Genomic DNA, 22,094 nt, shown 5'->3' with positions numbered 1-22,094 from the left:
ATGAAGATCGGGATCATCATCGGCGTGCTGATCGCCGCGGTCTTCGCCGCGGTGGTCACCACGAACACGGTCACCGAGGTGGTGACCGACCACCTGGAGGCGCAGGCGGGCGGCGTCGTCAAAACCTCTTGTGACGCGTCCATCGGGCCGACCCTGCCCGGCCAGGTCGATCGCGGTTCTTCGGACGTCAACAAGCTCGACGAAGAACAGAAGGGGATCGTCGCGCTGATCATCTCGATCGGCAAGCAGCGGACCCTGTCGCCGCGCGCGTGGCAGGTGGCGATCCAGGCCGGGATGACCGAGTCCAAGCTGCGGAACCTGACCCACGGCGACCGCGACTCGCTCGGCATCTTCCAGATGCGGCCGTCGATGGGCTGGGGCACCGTCGCCCAGGTCACCGACCCGCCGTACCAGGTCAACAAGTTCTACGACGTGCTGCTCGCCGTGCCGGACTGGGAGAACCTGCGTCCCGGTGACGCGGCGCAGCGGGTGGAGCGGTCCGGCTTCCCCGACCGGTATCACAACTGGGAGCCGATGGCGGCGCTCCTCGTGCAGAACGAGGGCCAGATCGTCGACGTCGTCGGCTGCGGTTCGAGCGTGGGCAGTGTGGTGCCGCCGAGCCAGGCCGCCGCGCAGGCCATCAAGTTCGCCCTCGGCGAGCAGGGCAAGCCGTACATCTGGGGCGCCACCGGACCGAATTCCTACGACTGTTCCGGGCTGATGCTGCGGGCCTACGAGTCGGCCGGGATCATCATTCCGCGGGTTTCCCGTGACCAGTACAAGGGCGGCGCGATGCTGCCGGTCCGCCAGGCGCAGCCGGGTGACCTGCTGTTCCTCGCCACCGTCCCGTCGAACCCGGCGACCATCCACCACGTGATGATGTACCTGGGTGAGGGCAAGATCGTCGAGGCGCAGCAGACCGGGGTCCCGGTGCACATCCGCGACTTCTCCTTCGACGAGGCCGAAGTGGTCGCGCAGGCGGTCCGTCCTGGCGTTTAGCATGGTGAACGCGTGGTTTCGCGACCGCGGACCATCGGATTCACCCGAAGTGGCGGCCTGTCCACCGGCAAGCGGCCGCACACTGGCAGAGGATGACGAGCGTGGCACGGAAATTCGGAAGGCGAGGCAAGCCCGCGGCGGCGCACGGCCCGGAGGTCGATCCCCGCGATCTTTTCGGTACTCCGCAACCCGCGCGGCAGGCCGCGAGGCCGGCGTCGAGCACACCGCTGGCCGACCAGCTGAAGCAAGGCTGGCCGGGGGTCGACCCCGGTTACGTGGTGTTGCCGCGTTCGCTGGCCGAAGGGATGTCGCTGCCCTGGCAGCAGCAGATGGCCGCCCTGCTGGCCCAGTTCCACCACGAGAACGCCCATCTCGCCTGGCCGATCTACCGGGTCGTCCCTTCGCGGTACGAAAAGCTCGTCGATCTCGACGAGGAGCAGCTGGCGGAGGCCGGCTACCTGGTCGAGATGGACACCGAAGGCGAGATGATCTACCGGGAGCGCAGCGGCCGGAAGATCGAGGACCCGGCGAGCACCACGGTGCTCGTCTCCTGCCTCGACCCGATCCCGAAGCCCGCGCGGCGTCAGGCACCACCGCCTCCTTCGCAGGCCGCACCGCCTGTGACCGCGCAGCCGCCGCGCGCCCCGGCGCCGATGAACATCGGACCGGCGCCGGTGTGGCGCACGGTCACCCCGCCCGCCGCGCCGCCGTCGCCGGGCGGATCCCCGCCGCCCGCCACGCCTCAGTCCGGGCCGCCTGCCGCGCCCCCGGTCATGCCTCCGCCGGTGCGGCCTCAGCCCGCGCAGGCGCCGCCTCCGGCGGTGAGCATGCCTCCGGCCACGCCGGAAACGCAGTCCGCCGCGCCGCCGCAGGCCGAACCGCAGCCGGATCCGCCGCAGCCCGCGAGCCCGCCGATGCCGGTCGCCCCGCCGCCCGCCATGACCCCGCCGCCGTCCGCTCCTCCGGTGACCGGGCCGCCTCCGGGGCCTTTGCCGCAGCCGGTGTCGCCCAGTTCGCCGCCGCGGGGCATCCCCGTCGCGCCGGAGGACGCCACCCCGCCGCGCGGCATCCCGATGAACCGGGGCTGGTTCGACGAAATGGGCGAAAACGTACCGGAGAGCTCGAAGCTGGATCCGCCCGAGAACAGCGAGTTCGGTCCGACCGGTGATCCCACGGAGATCCCCTACCGCTACCGCAAGTGATGACAGGACGTCCGGGTGATGTCACGCTGGACCTATGTCGAGCGACCCGAACCCGGATCAGGGCTGGTACTTCAACACCAAGACGAATCAGGTCGAGCACCTGGAACGCGGCCGGAGCGTCGACCTCCTCGGCCCGTACCCGGACGAGGCGACGGCCAGGCGCGCCCTGGACATCGCCAAGGAACGCACCCGTCAGGCCGACACCGAGGACGCCAAGTGGAACGGTGACTGAGGGTCCCTGTGGACCGCCGCCGACCGGGCGTGGGGAGATACCTCGCGACGTGAAGGACGCTTGCCCCGCGTGCCATGCGGGGAAAGCGTCCTGCACTCCCTGCCGCCCGAAGCTCAGGCGTCCTGCCCGGCCAGCGCCGGCCCCAGCACGAACTCCGGGTCCACCTGCGCCGTGAGGTCTTCCCCGGCCCGCCCGCTGCCCCACGCCCGCGCGTTGCGCAGGTGGAACTCGACGCCTTGACGCTGGTAGCGAGCCCAGTCGCGTCGCTCGGCATCGACGGCCGCGAGCATCGAGTCCAGCGTCCCGAGGTTGTGCGCCTCGAGTTCGCCGATCGGGCGCGCTCGGCCGCGTTCGGCGGCGCGGACGTGCCGCGAGTTCTCCATCCAGCCCAGCAGTGCGTCGCCGACCTCGTCGCGCAGGAACTCGATGTCCTCGTCCTCGGTCACCTTGTTGCCCACGACGACCAGCCGTACCCCGAAGTCCCGCGCGTAGTCGGCGTACTGCCGGTACACGCCGACGCTGCGCACGGTCGGCTCGCACACCAGGAACGTCACGTCGAACCGCGTGAACAGCCCGGACGCGAACGCGTCGGCGCCGGCGGTCATGTCCATGACCACGTATTCGCCCGCGTCGTCGATCATGTGGTTCAGCAGCAGCTCCGCCGCGCCGATCTTCGAGTGGTAGCAGGCGACGCCGAGGTCGTCCTCGTCGAACTGCCCGGTGACGCCGAGCCGCACGCCGCCGAACTCGCGGAAACAGGCCTGGAAGATCGGGTTGTCCTCGAACGGCCGGACCAGCCGCGACCCGCGCCCCGGCGGGGTCGTCTTGATCATCGAGGCCGCGTCGGCGATCCGAGGGTTGTCGCCACGCAGGTATTCCTTGATCAGGCCCATGTTGTCGCCCAGCGTCGGCCACGCGATGGCCTCTTCCTCGCTCGCGCCGAGCGCGACGGCGAGATGCTGGTTGATGTCCGCGTCGATCGCCAGTACCGGTTTCCCGGCTCCGGCCAAGTACGCGGTGAACAGCGACGCCAGCGTGGTCTTGCCGCTGCCGCCCTTCCCGACGAACGCGATCTTCACGCCACGGCCCTCCCTGTCGTGTTGAAAAGGGTATCGGTTTTCATTTCGGCTCGTAACGTACACCCGGCCGGCCCGCACCCGAACGGGCGATCAACCGGGCCGGGTCGGGATAGGGTTGGGTGGTGCCTTCACTCGTGCTCAGGACACACACGGCCGGAGGGGACTTCGGTCACCTGCGAGCCGAATTCTCGCTGCCGGAGACGTTCGGGCCTGACGTGCTCGCCGAGGCGGAGGCGGCGGTCGTCGACCCGCTCGAGTCCGCGGGAGAACGTGAGGACGCCACCGGTCTGCCCTTCGTCACCATCGATCCGCCCGGTTCGAAGGACCTGGACCAGGCGGTGCTGATCGAGCGCGTCGAGGGCGGCGGCTTCCGGGTGCACTACGCGATCGCCGACCTGGCCGCGTTCATCCCGCCGGGTGGCGCGCTCGACAGGGAGGCACGCCGCCGGGGTCAGACGCTCTACTTGCCCGACGGCAACGTCCCGCTTCACCCGCCGGTGTTGTCCGAAGGCGCGGCGAGCCTGCTGCCGGGGGAGACCAGGCCCGCGGTGCTGTGGACCATCGACGTCGACGCCAAGGGCGAGCCGACCGTGACCAAGGTCCGCCGGGCACTGGTCCGGTCAGGCGAACAGTTCGACTACGAGACCGTCCAGGCGTCGATCGACGCGGGCACCCCGCATCCGTCGGTCGCCGCGCTGCCGGAACTCGGCCGCTTGCGCCGCGAACTCGCGATCCGGCGCGGCGCGGTCGAACTGCAGTTGCCGGAGCAGGAGATCAGTGGTGATCCCGACGGCGGCTGGGCGCTGATCCAGCGGCCGCGTAACGACGTCGACGCGTGGAACGCCGAGATCTCGCTGCTCACCGGGATGGCGGCGGCCAAGATCATGATCGACGCCGGGATCGGTGTCCTGCGCACGCTGCCCCAGCCCGACGCCGAAGCGATCGAGTGGCTGCGGCGGTCCGCGCAGGCGCTGAACATCGAGTGGCCCGAGGGTACGAGCGTTTCGGAGTTCCTGGCCGCGCTGGATCCCGGTCAGCCCGCTTCCATGGCGCTTTTCGCCGATACCACGAGGCTTTTGCGGGGTGCCGGGTACACCGCGTTCGACGGCGAACTGCCCGCGCTGACCACGCACGCCGGGATCGGTGGCGCGTATGCCCACGTCACCGCGCCGATCCGGCGCCTGGTCGACCGGTTCGCCACCGAGATCTGCCTGGCCGTGAGCGCCGACCGCGAAGTGCCCGCGTGGGTGCGCGCGGCGCTCAAGGAGGTGCCGGAGCAGATGACCGCGTCCGACACGCTGGCGGCCAAGGTCGAACGAGCCTGTATCGACCAGGTCGAGGTCTGGGTGATGGCCGAGCACATCGGCGGCGAGTTCGGCGCGATCGTCCTGCGCGCGGACGAGACCAAGGCCGAGATCCTCGTCGAGGATCCGCCGGTGATGTCCAAGTGCTCGGGCGAAAAGCTGCCCGAGGGCGAGCGGATCCGCGTCCGGCTCACCGCGGTGGACGTCGACAAGCGGAAACTGTCCTTCGAGCGCGCATGATCGACGATCTCGGCGAAGTGGTCCCCCTGCGAGGACCGGCGGCGCGGGTGGTTTCGCTCGTGCCGTCGCTGACCGAGGCCGTCGAGGTGAGTGCGCCGGGAAGACTCGCGGGCGCCACCGACTACTGCACCCACCCGGTCGACCTGGACGTCCCGAGGGTAGGGGGCTCGAAGTACCCGAACGTGGACAAAGTGCTCGAACTCGAACCTGATCTGGTGCTGGCCAACTCCGAGGAGAACCGGCCGGAGGACGTGGAACGCCTGCGTGCCGACGGGATCGCGGTCTGGGTGATGGAGGCGTCGGCCACCGTGCCCGGCGCGCTCGGCTCGATCCGGCGGATACTGACGCGGGCCTACGACCTCGCTGAGCCGGAATGGCTGGTCGAGGCCGAAGAGGTGTGGCGGGAGACCCTGCCGGAGCGTTTTCGGGCGGTCGTGCCGGTCTGGCGGAAGCCGTGGATCGTGCTCGGTCGCGACACTTTCGGCGGCGACGTCCTGCATCGCGTCGGAATCGGCAACGCCTACGCGGAGGACGAAGAGCACTACCCGCGTCCGAAGCTCGAAGAGCTCCAATCGCGCTTCGCGGACGGAGACGCGAACTTGCTCGTATTGCCTGACGAGCCCTACGAGTTCACTGCGGACGACGGCCCCGAAGCGTTCCCCGGCGCGAAGTACGTCCTCGTCTCCGGTCGCCATCTCACCTGGTACGGCCCTTCGCTCGTCGAAGCGCACACCCACCTCACGCAACTCGTCCTCTAGTTGCGGTAGTTCGCGCCACGAACCACCGCAACTAGAGGACGAAACGCGAGGAGGTCAGAGCGTCAGGCCGGTCAGGACGGTGACGCGCTCCTCGGTGAAGTCGGCCATCGCCGAAGCCGGGCCCTCGCGGCCGACGCCGGAGTCCTTCACGCCGCCGTAAGGCATCTGGTCGGCACGGAAACTCGGCACATCCCCGACGAGCACGCCGCCGACGCGCAACTTCGCGGACACGTCGAACGCGGTCGGCAGGTCGCGGGTGAACACGCCCGCCTGCAGCCCGAACCGCGAGTCGTTGATCCGCCGCACGCCGTCGTCCACCGACTCCACGCGCGTGATCGACACGACCGGCCCGAAGACCTCGTCCGCCATCACGGACGCGTCTTCCGGCACGTTCGCGAGCACGGTCGGCTCGACGGTCGCGCCGTCGCGCTCGCCGCCGGTCAGCAGCTCGCCACCGGCGTCGACGGCGGCCGCGACCCACGACTCGACCCGCTCGGCCGCTGCGGTGTTGATCAGCGGCCCGACGTCGACGCCGTCCGCCCGCGGGTCGCCGGTCCCGAGCGCGCGCACCTGCTCCAACACCTTCGCCTGAAGCTCGTCGTAGACGTCGGTGTGCGCGTACACGCGCTGCACCGAGATGCACGACTGTCCGGCCTGGTACATCGCGAAGGTCGCGATGCGCTGCGCCGCGAAGTCCAGGTCCGGCCAATCCGGACAGACGAGGACCGCCGCGTTGCCACCGAGTTCGAGCGCGACGTGCTTGCGCGGCACGCTGTCGCGGATCCCCCAGCCCACCGGCACGGAACCGGTGAACGACACGACCGGCAGTCGCGGATCGGAGACCAGCCGAGCCGATTCCTCGTTGCTGACCGGGAGGATCGACCAGCTCCCGGCCGGAAGGTCGGTCTCGGCCAGGATCTCGCCGAGCAGCAGCGCGGTCAGCGGCGTCGCGGGCGCCGGCTTGAGCACGATCGGCGCGCCGACCGCGATCGCCGGGGCGACCTTGTGCGCCACCAGGTTCAGCGGGAAGTTGAACGGTGTGATGCCCAGGACCGGGCCCTTCGGCACGCGGCGCACCAGCGCGAGCCGTCCGGTGCCGCCCGGGTCGGTGTCGAGCCGCTGCAGGTCACCGGAGAACCGGCGCGCCTCCTCGGCGGCCCAGCGGAACGTCGACGCCGCACGCCCGATCTCGCCGCGCGACCACTTCAGCGGCTTGCCGGACTCGGCCGTGATCAGCTGCGCGAACTCTTCGGACCGCTCACCCAAAACTCGGGACACGTGGTCCAACGCGCCGGCCCGGACGTGCGCGGGCAGTGTCGCGAATTCGTCCTGGACGTCGTGCGCGGCCTGGACCGCGGTCTCGATGTCCGAAGTGGACGGTACGTGGTGCGAGCCCGCCTCGCTTCCGTCGAAGGAGTGACGGACGACGACGGTCTCGTTGTTGGTGACCGGCTTTCCGGCTACCCAAAAAGGGCTCGAGCTGTTCAAAAGAGTGCTCACTTGACGGCCTCCGTGCGGACAGCGTGCTCGAGGACGGACAGGCCTTCGTCGAGCAGTTCGGTGGACAGGGACAGCGGCGGCAGCAGTCGGACGACGTTCCCGTAGGTGCCGCAGGTGAGGACGACGACTCCGGCCTGGTGGCAGGCCTGCGCGACCCGCTTGGTCAGGTCGGCGTCGGGTTCGGTGGTGCCGGGCTTGACGAACTCGGCGGCCAGCATCGCGCCGCGGCCGCGGACGTCGCCGAGCACGCCGGTCTCCTCGGCCAGTGTCCGCAGTCGCGGCAGCACGGTGTCCTCGATGCGCTTCGCCGACGTCGCGAGGTTCTCCCGGCGCATGATCTCGATCGAGCCGAGTGCCGCGGCGCACGCGATCGGGTTACCGCCGTAGGTGCCGCCGAGGCCGCCCGGCGGGACTGCGTCGAGCAGTTCCGCGCGGCCGGTGACGGCTGCCAGGGGCAGTCCGCCCGCGATGCCCTTGGCGGTCGCGATCAGATCGGGTACGACCTCTTCGTGCGTGGACGCGAACCACTCGCCGGTGCGGCAGAAGCCGGTCTGCACCTCGTCCGCGACGAACACGACGCCGTTCTCGGTGCACCAGTTCGAGAGCGCGGGCAGGAAACCGGGTGCGGGCTCGATGAACCCGCCCTCACCCTGCACCGGTTCGAGGACGACGGCCGCGACCTGGTCGCCGCCGATCTGCTTCTCGATACGGTCGATGGCGATGCGCGCCGCTTCGGGACCGGACAGGCCGTCGCGGTACGGGTACGACCCCGGCACCCGGTAGACCTCGGGCGCGAACGGGCCGAAACCGTGCTTGTAGGGGATGGACTTCGCGGTCAGCGCCATCGTCAGGTTGGTGCGGCCGTGGTAAGCGTGGTCGAATACGACGACCGCCTGGCGGCCGGTCGCGGCGCGGGCGATCTTCACCGCGTTCTCGACGGCCTCGGCGCCGGAGTTGAACAGCACCGAACGCTTCTCGTGGGTGCCCGGCGTCAGCTCGGCGAGGGCTTCGCACACCTCGACGTACCCCTCGTACGGCGTGACCATGAAACACGTGTGCGTGAACAGGCCCACCTGCTCGCGGACGCGGTCCACGACGGCGGGGGCGGCGTGGCCGACATTGGTCACCGCGATGCCGGAACCGAAGTCGATGAGGACGTTGCCGTCGGCGTCGGTGAGCAGGCCACCCTCGGCCGAGCTGATGTAGACGGGCAGCACCGAACTGACGCCCGCGGCGACGACACCGGCGCGGCGTTCCTGCAGGGCGCGTGAGGCGGGGCCGGGGATCTCGGTGCGCAGCCTGCGCTGGGTTTCGGTGGTGACGGTCACGGCCAGACTCCTGCGGACACGAGGGACGGGGTCGCCCTCCAGGATGAGAGCCGGGCCGGTCCGCGTCAGCTCGACATCTTGTCCATATCGAGGCGTAGACTTGGACAACATGGCACTGACGCTCCGCGCCCTCGCGGCCGAACGCCCACTGGGCCTGCGCGTGCGTGCGGCCGAGGCCGGACTCGACCGGCCGATCGGCTGGGTCCATCCCACCGAACTGACCGACCCGCAGGCCTTCCTCGAAGGTGGCGAACTGCTGCTGACCACCGGCCTCTCACTCGATGAGAGCACGGCGCCGGAGTACATCCGGCGCCTCGTCGGCGCGGGGGTGGCGGGGCTCGGTTTCGGAGTTGGCCTCAGCCACGACAGCATTCCCAGGTCCCTTGTGGACACCGCCGAAGAGGTGGGGCTCCCGCTCCTCGAAGTGCCGAGGAAGACGCCGTTCATCGCGATCACGCGCGCGGTCTCCCGTGCGGTCGCCGCCGACGAGTACGCCTCGCTCGTGCGCACCGGCAAGGGACAGCAGGAACTGACCAGGACCGCCGTCGGGAAGGGTGGTCCCGGTGGAGTGGTGCGCAAACTGGCGAAGCTGGTCGACGGCTGGGTGCTCCTGCTCGATTCGGCGGGCACGGCCACTGAAGCGTCGCCCGCGTCGGCCCGGAATCTCGCCGACGAAGTGCGGGAAGACTTCGGGCGATTGCGCGCGGGCACCTTGGTGACGGCGGTAAGGGAGGACGAGGTCGTCCTTCAGACGCTCGACACCCGTGCGCGCGGCGTGCTCGTCGTCGGCACCCGCGAGCCTCTCGACGCCGCGGGACAGCACATCGTCAACACTGCCGTGTCACTGCTTTCCCTTGCGCTGGAACAGAACCGGGAACACGTCGGCGCGCTCCGGCGGCTGCGGTCCGGACTGTGCGACCTGCTCGCCGCGGGACACGCCGACCTCGCCACCCGCACGATGAAGACCCTCTGGGGTGGTGTTCCGGAACCGCCATGGCCGGTCCTCGCCGTCACCGGTCCCGCCGCGGCCCGCCGTTCACTCGCCGACGCGCTCGACGACGAGGTGTCCGGAGAGAAGGTGTTCTTCGGTGAGTCCGGGGCGTTCGTCGTCGTGCTCGGCGACGTGGAGGTGGTGTCGCGGCTGGTGTCCCGCGTCGGAGGACTGCACGCCGGGCTCTCTGATTCGGTGTCCACAGTGGATTTCTCGGCGGGGCTCCGTCAGGCGAAGCAAGCGGCGGAAGCGGCGAAGGCCGAGCGGGTCGAGTTCGTCCGGTTCGCGGAACACGCCGGACGCGGCTTCCTGAAGATGGTCGATTCCCAAGCGGCACAGGCGTTTTCGGACAGTCTGCTGGCGCCGCTTCGGCAGCACGACGAGATCGGCCGAGGTGAACTGGTCGCCTCACTGACCTGCTGGCTCGAACATCACGGTCATTGGGATCTGGCGTCCGCGCGGCTCGGCGTGCACCGGCACACCTTGCGCAACCGCGTGCGCAAGGTCGCCGAATTGACCGGCCGCGACCTCGATTCCCCCGGTGTGCGTGCCGAATTCTGGCTCGCGCTGCAGGTCAGCGGGGGCTGAAGGACGCTTTCCCCGCATGTGACGCGGTGAAGGGCCCTTTCCTCGCGTCACATGCGGGTATGGCGTCCTTCAGCCCCCGGACCTGACCAGCGCGATCGGCGAGTCCTCGCACCGTCGTAGCGTGGCGCCGTTCTCAAGGGTGACCGGCTCCGCGCCGGAGTACCACCACGCCGGGACGTCGACGTCGCGGACCAGTGAGCCGGTCGCCTGGCGCGCGTTGTTCGACACGATCACCCTGCCCTGGGCGTTCACGAGCGCGGCGCGGCCGCCGAGCGCGCGCAGTTTCGGCAGCAGCAGGCGTTCGACCTCGCGCACGTAGATGTCCGCGCCGACGACCCCCGCGAACGAGCCGTTCCGTTGGACCGGGACGGTGAAGGTCAGCGTGTACTCGTCGGTGCAGAGGTAGTCGACGTACGGTCCGTTGAGGTGGCGGCGGCCGGTGTCACGCGGGACGGTGAACCACGACTGCCGGGTGTAGTCGAGGAAGTTGTCGCTGGCCGGGTCGAGGCTGATGACCAGCTGAGCGGGTTCGGCGTCCCCGGTCTCGGTCCACCAGTCGAAGCCGAATTCCTGATCGGCCAACACGGATCTCCCGCTGGTGGCCGAAATACCGCACGGCGGTTTCAAGAAGTCCGGCTACGGCGAGGACCTCTCGCTCTACGGCCTCGAGGACTACACCCGCGTCAAGCACGTGATGAGCGCGCTGTGACGATCACCGAAAGGCACGCCATGCCTCATCAAACCGGCGCAACGGCTTTCCGGTGACACGATCTCCGGCGGGCGGCTGTAGATAGCGAAACGCCGGTGCGGCCTTTGCAGGCCGCACCGGCGTACTCGAGTTCACTCAGTACCGGCGGTCTTCGACCGCTCCTGTCGATCCGTTGTAGGTGATGTAGCCGAACTGGAAGTCGCTGCGCTTACCGGTCGGGGTGTTGTATTCACCACTGGTCGGAAAGCCGAGATACGACGTCTCCCAGCCGAGGTCCCGCCAGCGAAGACGGATCACCCCCTTGACCTCCCAGGCGACGTTCGTTCCCGCACGCCAGTAGATCGAGTGCGCGAAGCCGCCCTGGGCGAAGTGGTTGTACTTACCCTTACTGCCCGGCGTCCAAGTCTCGTCGGTGGTCGGGTAACCGATACCGGCTTGCCAGCCGATCGCCGCGTAGCGGTCGCGGACATATCCGTGCACTTCGAAGGCATCGGTCGATGGTGACCAGTAGATCGAACCGTTCCCGCTGAAGTGGGTGTACCGGCCGACGCCGTCCGGCGTGGCCACCTCGTCGGTGGTCGGATAGCCGAAGAACACCTCCCAGCCCAGCGAACGCCATTTCTGCCAGATCCGGCCCATCACGTAGTGTGCGCCGGTCACCGCAGTCCAGTAGATCGAGGCGTTGTTGTTGTTAAAGTGATTGACGCGCCCGATGCCGTCCGGCGTCGTCAGCTGGTCGCTGGTCGGGAAACCCAGTGGACCGGCTTCGCCGTTGGTGGCCTGCCACTTCGTGCGGATTTCGCCGTGGATGGCCATGGCCCCGACGCTGGAGTTCCAATGGATCGACGCGTCACCGGTGAGCGGACCACCCACGAAGTCGTTGTAGCGGCCATTGTTCGCTCTAGCCACGAGCTCGTCGGTCTTCGGCGACCCCAGGTAGGCATGGGCGCCGAGCGTGACGTACTTGGTCAGGATCTCCCCGGCGACGGCTTTGACGCCGTGCTGCTCCGTCCAATACAGACGACCGGAAGCGTACTGCTGCCAATGGCCGTCGCCCTCGATGAGTTCCAACCCCACCGGAACGCCCATCAGCGTCCGGATGGGAGCCTCGTCCGCGTAGCGCTTCTGGATCGGGGTCTGGTACTCCGCACGGAGGGCGAGCCCCGCGACGGGCATCTGGACTTGACGGACCAGCTCGATGCTCTGGTTGTCCGGCCACTTGAGAAAGTTCGCCGCGTCCAGGGATTTGGAAGGAGCGGAGATCTTGACGGAGGAGTTCACGGTCACCAGCCGGTTGGTGCTCTCGTTCACCCCGATCTGGACCCGCGCCGGACGACTGCCGACGACGGCCAGCCGAGCCGTCCGGGGGTTGACGGTGTACCGCTGACTCGTGATCACGCCTCGGCTGTTCTCCGCCGTCGCGGTGACCACGACACGGGTGTCGGTTTCGTTCGGGAAGGCGAACAAGAAGGTAGCGCCCGTGCCGGTGCGCAGCGTGGTGTATTCGCAGGCGTTGTTCTGGGGACAGCGCATCCGCTTCGAGCTACCTGCGGTTCGGCGGCATCGGCGGAGATCTGAAGGACAACCGGATCTTCGGTGCGCAGCTGCAGCTGACCAACTTCTGGTCCGGCTCCTGTACGCCCCGTCCGATGTCCGTGCACCCGGTCACCGCGGACTGGGGTTCCTCCGGAACGCCCCCGTTCGGCGGTGCGCTGGGCGGCGGGGTCTTCTCACACGGGTACATGGCCCCCTTGGCGACCAGATCGAACTGCCCCACCGCCCACGAACTGATCGACCTGGGCGTCGGCGGCCGGGACCTCGTCCAGCAGTGGGCGGGCGGTGCTCCGAACCATGGTCTCGCTCTTCAGGCGCCGACGGACCCGGCGGCGTGGAAACGCTTCATCGGCTTCGGCACGGCCAACCCCCCGCGTCTCTACGTGACGCACTCGCCGTACAACGCCGACTACCGCATCGACCGCGCCACACCGGAACCGCCGGTCACCCGCGCGGCCTCGGGCAAGGTCAAGATCACCGTGACGAACCGTGGAGCGCAGGCCTGGTCACGCAACGACTTCGCGCTGGGTTACCGCGTCTACGACCGGAGTGGTAACTCGCTCGGATCTCAGCTCGCGGCCGAGCTTCCCGGCGACGTGGCGCGCGGCGGTTCCGTCACACTCGACGCGGAGATCAAGCCGATCGGGGTGGGCAGCTATCTCCTCGACTTCAGCATGGTCCGCAAGCCCGGCGACTACTTCACCGATCACCAGGTCGCGCCCGCTCGTATCGGCCTCGACGTGTACGACGTACCGCCGTTCATCAAGCAGCAGTACCCGCCCAACGGCGCCTCCGTCCAGACGCTGACCCCGCAGTTGTGGGCGAGCGGTATCGACGTCGACCCGCCCCCGGGCAGCACCCTGAAGTACCGGTTCGAAGTTTGCGAAAAGGGCGCGGACGACAATCCGGTCAACTGTTTCAGCTCGGCGCACCAGACGGGTCCGACCTGGACGGTCCCGGACAAGAAGTTGTTCTGGAACAAGATCTACCTCTGGCGCTCGTTCGCGTTCGACGGCACCAGCGAGAGCGAAGCGTTGCCGTTCAGTGCCATCTTGAGCGCCGTCCCGCAGCCGGCGATCACCTCGCATATGGCCATGACCCCGCACAGTGGGACCGACCGTGACTTCGACCCGATGGTCGGCAATTACCACTCCAGTGCGATCGATGTCCAGATGCCGACGGCCGGTCCCGGCTTGAGCGTCATCCGGACCTACAACACCTTGGATCCCCGCCGCGACCACTGGTTCGGCACGGGATGGGCGACGAAGTACGACATGCGGGTGGTCCGGGACTACGTGGGGAACGTCCTGGTCACCTATCCCGACGGCCAGCAGTTGCGGTTCGGGTTGAACCCGGACGGCACCTACGCGCCGCCACAGGGCCGGTTCGCCGCTTTCAAGTCCGAGTCGGACGGCGGCTGGTCGCTGACGGACAAGTCGGCGACCACGTATCGCTTCGACTCCGCGGGCAAGCTGACCGGTTACACCGACGGCGTCGGGCGTGGCGTCAGGATCTACTGGGAGGGTGACGCCCTCACCCGTGCCCTCGATCTGGCCAGCGGGCGGCAACTGGTCTTCCTGATCCAGGACCGCAAGGTCGCCGAGGTGTTCGCGACCGAGGTCAATGGCCAGATCCGGAATTGGAAGTACACCTACGAGGGCAACCGGTTGCGAACGGTCGAAGACCCCTTGGCCAACATCACCCGGTACGACTACGCCGATCAGTCCAGGTTCCGCACGGTCGTCAATGACACGGCACCGGACGGGTACTGGCGATTGGGCGATCGGAGCGGAGAGACCGCCGTCAGCCAGGTGGCGTTCAACCGGGGCAAGGACAACGGCAAGTACAAGAACGTCGTGCTCGGGACGGTGGGAGCGGTGCCGGGTTCGGCCGACACCGCGGCGACCTTCAACGGGTCGAGCTCGGTGCTGCAACTCCCGGACGGAGCGGTCAAGAAGAGCAGGGATCTCTCGGTCGGGTTGTGGTTCAAGACCAGTGGCGCCGGTGTCCTGCTGGGCTACCAGCAGAACGAGATCTCGGGTTCGCTGCAGAACGCCTACACGCCGGCGTTGTATGTCGGGACGACCGGAAAGCTCTACGGGCAGTTCGCGGACGGCACGACCGCGCCGATGAGCACTCCCGGTGTGGTCAACGACAACAAGTGGCACCACGTGGTGCTTTCCGGATCGCTGGCGACACAACGGCTCTATCTCGACGGCGTCCAGGTCGCGACCAAGCAGGGCGTGATCGATCACGGCAACCAGACCAAGACGTACGTGGGCGCCGGCTTCGTCTCCGGTAACTGGCCTGCCAAGCCCGGCAACGACCACGGGTACTTCGCCGGAGCGATCGATGAGGTGGCTGTCTACACCAAACCCTTGGGGGACGACGCGGTCCGCGAGCAGTTCCAGGCTGCTCAGCCGTCCGAAGGGCTTAGCAGGATCACCCTGCCCAGCGGCAAGATCGCCGCGGAGGTGGAATACGACACGGTCAGCGAGCGGGTGAAGAGTTACACCGACCGTAACGGCGGGAACTGGCGGCTCGGCGTGCCGGTGATCACCGGTGAAGAGAACAATCTGATCCGCACCGTTCAGTTCGCCGATCCGGGGAACCGCAACCACACCTTCGACTACGACCCGGTTCGGGGCCGGATTCTGCGGACAGTCACCCCACTGGGCCGCGGCGTCCGTCCGGAAGACCAGGCCGGGCAGCCCACCGAGGAAGTCCGCTACGGGATCCGAACCTACGACTACGACGACGAAGGCAATCAGAACACCATCGTCTCCGAGAACCTCAATGAGGTCACACTCGGATTCGACCAGCGAGGGAACGTGGTCAGCAAGCAGACCTGCCTGATGCTCGGCCGCTGCCAGACAGAATACTTCGGCTACCACTTCAGCCCGGATAACCCGCTCGATCCTCGAAACGACAAGGTTGTTTGGAGCCGGGACGGAAGGTCCACGAACGCCGAGGACAACCGGTACCTGACCACGTACCTCTACAACGCCAAGGGCGACCTCACCAGCCAGAAGATGCCCGATGGCGGCGAGGTCGTGCACAGCTACACCACGGGCACCGAGCGGCCGCTCGACGACGTGAGCATCCCGGTGCCGGCCGACCTGTTGTTGTCGACGGTGAGCGCGACGGGTGAGAACACGAACTTCCGGTACTACAGCACCGGTGATCTCGGGGAGATCCAGCAAGCGTCCGGAATGCGGACACGATTCGTCTACGACACCGCGGGACGGCGGACCTCTTCCACGATCTATGTGGACGCTTACCCCGACGGCATCACGACCACTTACGAATACGACGCGCTTTCGCGAGTGAAGGCCGAGACAGGGCCCGAGACCACGAACGCCGTCACCGGTGCCAAACATCGTGCCCGGACGGTCACGTCCTATGACCAAGGACGGGAACATCGAGCGCGAGGAGGTTTCAGACTTCGTCGGTGGCGACCCTGCCCGCGTCACCACTCGGGAATACGACGATCGCGGTCGTCTCGTGCACCTCGTCAACCCGGAGGGCAAGGGAACGCGGTACGGCTTCGACGTCTTCGGCAACCGGATGTTCGAAATCGACGCGAGCGGTGTGAAGAAGTCCTACGCCTATACGGCTCGCAATGAAGTCGCCGAGGTGCGCCTGCACGGCTGGCACGGTGGTGTGGTCGACCCGGCCGACGGGGACGGCCGCCCCGGTGACGGGGAAGGGGACACCGATCCGGCGAACTCGAAGCCGACGGTGCTCGAGTCCTTCCGGTACGACGAGTCCGGACGGCAGATCCTGCACGTCGACGCGATGGGCCGTACGACGCGGAACAACTACTACGCTAACGACCTGGTCGCACAGGTGGTGGCGGAGGGCTACCGGGATCCGGTCACCGGCAACGTTCGCGACCTCGTGCTGGAGAACAACAGCTACGACGGCGCCGGGAACCTGACCAAGCAGACCACGGCCGGAAACCGGACCACGACCTACGACTACGACACGGTCAACAGGCTCACCCAGTCGATCGAGGACCCCGGCGGACTCGACCGCAGCACGAGGTTCACCTACGACCGCAGCGGCAATGTGACCCGCACCGAGAAGTCCGGTGATCCCTCGAACACCAGCGGCGGACAGGTGAACACCGCTGAGACCACCGAGTTCGAATACAACGCCTCCGGCCAGCGGACCAAACAGACCGTCCACAATGGCCAGGAACGGCTGATCACCACCTGGAGCTATGACGAACGCGGCATGCCGGTGTCGGTCACCGATCCTCGTGGGAACGAGTCGTCGTCCCAGTACGCGACGACGATGGCGTACGACCAGCTGGCCAGGCCCATCCGGGCCACCGGTCCGCGCGTTCGCGTGGAGTCGAACGGCGGCGCGCCGGCGGACGCGCAGGCGACCATGGTCACCGGGTACGACACCTTCGGTTCGGTCACGCACACGAAGGACCCGCTCGGCCGGGTGACCACGGCGGCGTACGACAAACTCGGGCAGCTGGTGAAGGCGAGCCTGCCGTCGTACACACCGCCTGGCGCCACGGCGCCGATCACGCCGACCAAGGAGGTCCGCTACGACGCCGTGGGGCGCGTGATCAAGCAGATCGACGCCCGGCAGCACGCGACCGAACTTCGGTACGACCAGCTGGGAAGGCTGCTGGAGCGGCACGACCCGCAGGACGGTGGCACGGCCGCCGGTGTCTGGAAGTACTCGTACACGATGACCGGCCTGCCCCTGTCCGTGACTTCGCCGACGGGTGGCCGGGTCGAAGCGACCTACGACGAACTGGGCCGCAAGGCCACGTCGACCGCGGTGGAGCGGTTCCCGACGCCTGCCGCGTACACCACGAAGTGTCGACACGACGACGCGGGCAACGTGGTGGCGGTCGAGAATCCGGCCGGCGAGAAGGGCTTGAACACCTACGACAAGCTGAACCAGCTGATCACCGCGGTCGACCCGGCCGGGGTCACCACCAAGCGGGGCTATGACCGGCAGGGCAGGCTGGTCCGGGCGAGCGACGGTGCGGGCGCCACGAAACGGCTCAACTACGACCTCGCCGGACGCGTGATCTCCGAGTTCGACGTCGACGGCCAGTGGACCGGCTCGCAGCCGGTGTTGCGAGAGCGCAAGTTCACCTACGACCCCGCCGGCAACATGCGGACGTCGGAGGACTGGGAGAAACGGGTCACCACGTTCAGCTACGACGCGGCGAACCGGCTGTCGAGCCAGATCGAACCTGTCGCGGACGGAAAGACGATCACGACGTCGTTCGGCTACGACGCGGCCGGAAACCGCACCAGGTTCACCGACGGCCGATCGAACAAGACCGTCTTCACCTACAACAGCCTGAACCTGCCGGAGTCGGTGGTCGAGCCGTCCACCGCCGCGCATCCCGCGGCGGCGGATCGGACCTGGACGCAGTCCTACGACGCCACGGGCAACGCGACCCGGCTGGCCGCGCCCGGAAACGTGAACCGCGACCGGACGTTCGACGCGCTGAACCGGATGCTCACGGAGACCGGCTCGGGCGCCGAGACGCAGACCGCCGACAAGACACGGACCTATGACGCCGACGGTCGTCTGCGGGTGGCGGGGAGCAACGCGTACACCTACAACGACCGTGGTGGTCTGCTGACTGCGACAGGTACGTCCGGCGCGTCCTCCTTCGAGTACGACACCGCTGGGCGCGTCATCACCCGAAAGGATGCTGCGGGCACCACTGCTTACGGCTATCTCAAGGGCCGTCTGGACTCGGTGACCGACGGCGCGACCGGGGGCAAGCTGACCTACGGCTACAACGAAGCCGGCAAGGTCAAGACGGTCGACTATGGCGCCGGCCGCGTCCGGACTTACGACTACGACAACCTCGCTCGGCCGAAATCCGATGTCCTGAAGGAATCGAATGGCACGGTCCTCTCGTCGATCGTCTACACCTACGACCCGAACGACCGGGTCAAGACGAAGACGACCGCGGGTCTGGCCGGCTCGGGCCAGAACAGCTACTCGTATGACTTCCAGGGGCGCATGCTTTCCTGGACGGACCCGTCGGGCAAGTCGACCGAGTACGGCTGGGACGACTCGGGCAACCGGGTCAAGGCGGGTGACAAGAACGCGACCTACGACGAGCGGAATCGTGTTCTCGCCGATGGCGACTACACCTACGCCTACTCGCCGCGCGGTTCGCTGAGCTCACGCACGTCGTCCGGTATGGAGGAAAAGTACTCCTTCGACGCCTTCGACAGGCTGGTCAAGTTCGGCACGACCGAGTACACCTACGACGACTTCGACCGGCTCGCTACTCGAGGCGGACAGAAGTTCTCGTACGCGGGCATGGAACGAGACACTGTCAGCGACGGTGTCTCACGCTTCGGCCGCGGTCCGGATGGCTCCTTGGTGTCGCTCTCGCAGGGAACCGATTCCCGGCTCACGCTTTCCGACCGGCACGGAGACGTCGTCGGCGCGCTGGCGCCCGCGTCGGGTGGCGTCGTCGACTCGACGGCGTATGACCCGTACGGCAAGAGGATCGCGTCGACCGGTGCTTCGCGGGCGGTCGGTTTCCAGGGTGACTGGACGGATCCCGAAAACGGGAATGTCAACATGGGGGCGCGGTGGTACCAGCCGGGTTCCGGCACCTTCGCCTCTCGCGACAGCATCGCGCTTCCGTTCTCGCCGTCGATCAGTGCAAACCGGTACTCGTATGTGCTGGGTTCGCCGTTGAACTACTTCGACCCGGATGGTCACGGCTGGTTCAGTGACTTGTGGGACAAGGCGGGCACGATCGTGCACACCGCGCTGGACGTGGCGGGCATGATCCCCGGTATCGGTGAAATCGCCGACCTCGCGAACGCCGCGATCTATGCGGCTGAGGGTGACTGGGAGAACGCGGCTTGGTCGGCGGCGGGCGCGATCCCGTTCGGTGGCAACGCCGCGACCGCGGCGAAGTGGGCTCGAAAGGCGGGCGACTTCATCGGCAATGGCCGTCGAGCAGGTCGTCATGCCGACGACGCGGTCGGTCTCGGCCGTCGTTATGGCGATGATGTCGCCGGTGCCGCACGCCGGGGTGCCGATGATGCCGCGTCGGCTGCTGCTCGGAAGGCTTCGGCTGTTGCGGCTGCTCGTAAGGCGGCTGCCGCGGCCGCCGCTGCCGCGGCTCGGCGGGCTGCGGCGATCCTGGCGAAGAAGAAGGCGGCTGCGGCTGCGGCGCGTGGTGCTGCGGAGCGGACGGCGAAGCGGAATCCGATTCCGTCGTTGAAGGCTGCGTTGAAGCCGGTGTTCAAGGGTTCGGATTTGGTGTCGTCGTCTCCGTTGATGCCGGCTCGGGTGGTGCAGTCGTTCAAGGCGGATGTGCAGGACGCCGGCCGGGTTTTTGATTTCTTCAAGAAGCAGGTGGTGGGGGACGGGGCTGTCGTCCAGAACGTCGCGGAGACGGTGACGGCGGTGTCTGAGGTTGCTCAGTCGGGGGCTTCTCCTGATGATCTTTTGTCTGCTTTGGGTGGTTTGGCTGGGCGGAACAAGGGGCGGGGTAAGCATCACGAAGAGTCGTCTGGTGGTCCGGCCGGGAGTTGTGCTAACAGCAACAGTTTTGCTTCGAACACGTTGGTGGTGATGGGTGACGGGTCTCGGAAGCCGATCAAGGATGTGAAGGTCGGGGACAGGGTTCTGGCGAAGGATCCGACGACGGGGCGTACCGCGGTTCGGGTGGTGACGGATGCCCGTTCGCATGCGAGTAAGCGGACGTTGGTGGAGGTCGGTGTCGCGAGTGAGGCCGGTCGTGGGTCTGTGGTGGCGACGGATGAGCATCCGTTCTGGGTTGAGTCGGAGAAGCGGTGGTCGAACGCTGTTGATCTGAAGGCCGGGCATCGGCTGGAGACCGGGGATCACCGGGACGCCACTGTTACGGGGACGCGGTCGTGGTCTGAGACACGGCGGGTCTACAACCTGACCGTCGACACCGACCACACGTACTATGTGCTGGCGGGAGGCGCTCCTGTCCTCACCCACAACGACGACGTTTGCGATACGGCGCTCAAGAGCCAGTTGATGGCTATAGGCAGGGAGTACATCGCAGAGGTCGAAGCCGGGTTGACCGAGGGGCAGGACCTGCCGGGAGCATTCGCTATAGGGCGTGATCGTGAAACGGGGCGCATCTATAAGGGGCACAGTGGATCCAGCGACGGGCTATCTCCAGGTGTCGAGGCATGGCTGCCGTCGGTGTCGCAGCATCCGGGAGGCCGCCCAGCGGGGGTATGTGCGGAGGCGCGGATGTGCAGCAACGCGCTCGGCGATGGAGCAGAGTTGAGGAACCTTGATATCGTGACTTTGAATCAGAAGGGCAAGAAGTTCAAGATGTGCCCGAACTGTCAGGTCTGGGTGCCGCAGGCGGTGGGAAAGGTTTTGACAGGATGACCGAGATAGGTGGAAGGCATCTTGCAGCCAGCCTGCAAGATGCGGTGAGGGATGCGATCTCCGTTGAAGTGGGATCGGTCTACGTCGATGCTGCCTGCGTTCGATACAGAGAAGAAGACTACGATGTGACACCGTGGCTGCGAGAGTTTCTTAAAAACTACTCAGAACTTACTGTCATATGGAACTATAAGAATGACTCGGGAATTGCCGCAACTAAACTTTCCACGGTGGTCAATTGTGCGCTGTCGGTGCCGCGTCGGAATGTCAGGAATGACGTCCGGCGCATTGGGAAGCCGGTCCTTCCGGTAGGATTGGCGAGCGAAACGGAAGATCGAGTACTTCTTGCTGAAGATGGAGAGATACTGATCGCCGGTGATGCCGGCACGCAGCGTGTTGCGAACGGGTTCGAAGCTGCCATTCGTGCACTCATTGCCAATGATTGGGATAAAACTTACCTCTTTTCATCGAATATTCCGCCCAATATAGCCTGACTGGGCCCGGCGATCCCGGCGAATGGGTACTGGGATACCACGCCTTGGTGGGCTACGGTGCGACTTCAAATGTCGGTAAGTGTCCGCTTGGTCAGTGAAGGTCACTGACAGGACTGGCAGAGTTTTCTGACGTCGCTGACAATAATTTCGCCCGCCTGACGCAGTCGAGGAGCTTGGTCTGGGAGGTATCGTAATGCGAATCCCGCACGCCAGCGTCCCGGTCGGCAGGGACGTTCGAATCCGTGGGACCAAGCATGAATCGTACGAAGAGTCGGAGCATGCACTACGTGGCGTGATCGATGGCGCAGAGATCAGTATCGACAGAGGTCCCTGGCGCAGACCGGGTGGCCGATGAACCTTGCTAGTTGCTGTTTGAGGCCAAGCGAGGCGACTCCTCGCAGGGGCTGATGAGGTGCGGCTTCTTTCCGAGCCGCCCTCGGTGAGGGTGCCGAGTACAAGGTCTGGTCTGAAGGTATCGCAACTCAACTTCTCGTCTCCATCTATGAGAGGCGGAGCGTGGAACTCGCCGCTCTGACCAGGCTTCGCTGGGATTCCCTGAAGCGCTCGATTTCATTCGTGCGCATGAGGGTGCCGAGCTCAAAATAGGATTCATTAATGATCGACACCGAGGCGGTTACTGCTTTCAGATATTTTGAACCTATAACTTAATTTGGTCATCGCTTGCTTTGGGGTGAAACCATCTCGGGATTTTCAGGATTCTT

12 protein-coding genes and 3 pseudogenes are annotated in these 22,094 nt (G+C 66.9%); 10 read left to right on the top strand and 5 right to left on the bottom strand.

Going from position 1 to position 22,094, the window contains the following annotated elements:
• The 3 genes from ACM6LU_RS00155 to ACM6LU_RS00145 all read left to right on the top strand — a co-directional run bounded on the left by ACM6LU_RS00155 (position 1) and on the right by ACM6LU_RS00145 (position 2,433).
• Positions 1 to 999 (top strand): C40 family peptidase, encoded by a 999-nt coding sequence (locus tag ACM6LU_RS00155; RefSeq protein WP_414935517.1) that lies wholly within the window; start codon positions 1 to 3, stop codon positions 997 to 999.
• 101 nt (positions 1,000 to 1,100) lie between these two features.
• On the top strand, positions 1,101 to 2,201 hold the full coding sequence (locus ACM6LU_RS00150; protein WP_414935516.1) for a hypothetical protein: 1,101 nt from the start codon (positions 1,101 to 1,103) through the stop codon (positions 2,199 to 2,201).
• Positions 2,202 to 2,235: 34 nt separating this feature from the next.
• A complete protein-coding gene (locus ACM6LU_RS00145) occupies positions 2,236 to 2,433 on the top strand; it encodes a hypothetical protein (RefSeq protein ID WP_414935515.1) in 198 nt (65 codons plus the stop codon).
• 113 nt (positions 2,434 to 2,546) lie between these two features.
• Here the strand turns inward: ACM6LU_RS00145 and ACM6LU_RS00140 are convergent, their stop codons facing one another.
• On the bottom strand, positions 2,547 to 3,512 hold the full coding sequence (locus tag ACM6LU_RS00140; RefSeq protein ID WP_414935514.1) for an AAA family ATPase: 966 nt from the start codon (positions 3,510 to 3,512) through the stop codon (positions 2,547 to 2,549).
• Between the two features lie 134 nt (positions 3,513 to 3,646).
• Between ACM6LU_RS00140 and ACM6LU_RS00135 the strand changes: the two genes are divergently transcribed.
• Both ACM6LU_RS00135 and ACM6LU_RS00130 read left to right on the top strand, forming a co-directional pair.
• The gene (locus ACM6LU_RS00135) at positions 3,647 to 5,056 is read left to right on the top strand and encodes an RNB domain-containing ribonuclease (RefSeq protein WP_414937034.1); all 1,410 of its coding nucleotides are present in this window, start codon (positions 3,647 to 3,649) and stop codon (positions 5,054 to 5,056) included.
• Complete coding sequence (locus ACM6LU_RS00130) at positions 5,053 to 5,814, top strand: helical backbone metal receptor (RefSeq protein WP_414935513.1); 762 nt, start codon at positions 5,053 to 5,055, stop codon at positions 5,812 to 5,814. Before ACM6LU_RS00135 ends, ACM6LU_RS00130 begins: the two co-directional genes overlap by 4 nt.
• A gap of 54 nt (positions 5,815 to 5,868) precedes the next feature.
• Here the strand turns inward: ACM6LU_RS00130 and ACM6LU_RS00125 are convergent, their stop codons facing one another.
• Positions 5,869 to 7,314, bottom strand: a complete 1,446-nt coding sequence (locus ACM6LU_RS00125) for an aldehyde dehydrogenase family protein (RefSeq protein ID WP_414935512.1) — start codon at positions 7,312 to 7,314, stop codon at positions 5,869 to 5,871.
• Positions 7,311 to 8,642 (bottom strand): 4-aminobutyrate--2-oxoglutarate transaminase, encoded by a 1,332-nt coding sequence (gene gabT / locus ACM6LU_RS00120; protein WP_414935511.1) that lies wholly within the window; start codon positions 8,640 to 8,642, stop codon positions 7,311 to 7,313. The genes ACM6LU_RS00125 and gabT overlap by 4 nt, the downstream gene beginning before the upstream one ends.
• Positions 8,643 to 8,751: 109 nt before the next feature.
• Between gabT and ACM6LU_RS00115 the strand changes: the two genes are divergently transcribed.
• Complete coding sequence (locus ACM6LU_RS00115; protein ID WP_414935510.1) at positions 8,752 to 10,221, top strand: PucR family transcriptional regulator; 1,470 nt, start codon at positions 8,752 to 8,754, stop codon at positions 10,219 to 10,221.
• A gap of 69 nt (positions 10,222 to 10,290) precedes the next feature.
• On the opposite strand, the pseudogene ACM6LU_RS00110 reads toward ACM6LU_RS00115, so the two are convergent.
• Positions 10,291 to 10,806 (bottom strand): annotated as a pseudogene (locus ACM6LU_RS00110) (cache domain-containing protein); the annotation flags it as partial.
• Here ACM6LU_RS00110 and ACM6LU_RS00105 point away from each other — a divergent pair.
• Positions 10,802 to 10,930, top strand: a pseudogene (locus ACM6LU_RS00105) (aldehyde dehydrogenase family protein); the annotation flags it as partial. The pseudogenes ACM6LU_RS00110 and ACM6LU_RS00105 sit on opposite strands and share 5 nt — an antisense overlap.
• A gap of 135 nt (positions 10,931 to 11,065) precedes the next feature.
• Here the strand turns inward: ACM6LU_RS00105 and ACM6LU_RS00100 are convergent.
• Positions 11,066 to 12,463 carry a hypothetical protein gene (locus ACM6LU_RS00100; RefSeq protein ID WP_414935509.1) on the bottom strand — a complete coding sequence of 466 codons (1,398 nt, stop codon included), beginning with the start codon at positions 12,461 to 12,463 and terminating at the stop codon, positions 11,066 to 11,068.
• Here ACM6LU_RS00100 and ACM6LU_RS00095 point away from each other — a divergent pair.
• The 3 genes and pseudogenes from ACM6LU_RS00095 to ACM6LU_RS00085 all read left to right on the top strand — a co-directional run.
• Positions 12,433 to 14,868 (top strand): annotated as a pseudogene (locus ACM6LU_RS00095) (LamG-like jellyroll fold domain-containing protein); the annotation flags it as partial. The gene ACM6LU_RS00100 and the pseudogene ACM6LU_RS00095 overlap by 31 nt on opposite strands.
• Before the next feature lie 1,018 nt (positions 14,869 to 15,886).
• The gene (locus ACM6LU_RS00090; RefSeq protein WP_414935508.1) at positions 15,887 to 20,881 is read left to right on the top strand and encodes an RHS repeat-associated core domain-containing protein; all 4,995 of its coding nucleotides are present in this window, start codon (positions 15,887 to 15,889) and stop codon (positions 20,879 to 20,881) included.
• On the top strand, positions 20,878 to 21,372 hold the full coding sequence (locus ACM6LU_RS00085) for an SUKH-3 domain-containing protein (RefSeq protein ID WP_414935507.1): 495 nt from the start codon (positions 20,878 to 20,880) through the stop codon (positions 21,370 to 21,372). Before ACM6LU_RS00090 ends, ACM6LU_RS00085 begins: the two co-directional genes overlap by 4 nt.
• The last annotated feature ends 722 nt before the right edge of the window (positions 21,373 to 22,094 follow it).

The sequence above is a fragment of the Amycolatopsis sp. cmx-11-51 genome (genome assembly GCF_047608665.1).
In the GTDB taxonomy this organism is placed as follows: Bacteria; Actinomycetota; Actinomycetes; order Mycobacteriales; family Pseudonocardiaceae; genus Amycolatopsis.
This window is presented reverse-complemented; position numbering and strand designations above follow the sequence as displayed.

Excerpts from the sequence above, each read along its gene's own strand:
- ACM6LU_RS00155 (WP_414935517.1), top strand. The coding sequence starts at position 1 with ATGAAGATCGGGATCATCATCGGCGTGCTGATCGCCGCGGTCTTCGCC.
- ACM6LU_RS00145 (WP_414935515.1), top strand. The coding sequence starts at position 2,236 with ATGTCGAGCGACCCGAACCCGGATCAGGGCTGGTACTTCAACACCAAG.
- ACM6LU_RS00130 (WP_414935513.1), top strand. The coding sequence starts at position 5,053 with ATGATCGACGATCTCGGCGAAGTGGTCCCCCTGCGAGGACCGGCGGCG.
- ACM6LU_RS00115 (WP_414935510.1), top strand. The coding sequence starts at position 8,752 with ATGGCACTGACGCTCCGCGCCCTCGCGGCCGAACGCCCACTGGGCCTG.
- ACM6LU_RS00100 (WP_414935509.1), bottom strand. The coding sequence starts at position 12,463 with ATGCGCTGTCCCCAGAACAACGCCTGCGAATACACCACGCTGCGCACC.
- ACM6LU_RS00090 (WP_414935508.1), top strand. The coding sequence starts at position 15,887 with ATGACCAAGGACGGGAACATCGAGCGCGAGGAGGTTTCAGACTTCGTC.
- ACM6LU_RS00085 (WP_414935507.1), top strand. The coding sequence starts at position 20,878 with ATGACCGAGATAGGTGGAAGGCATCTTGCAGCCAGCCTGCAAGATGCG.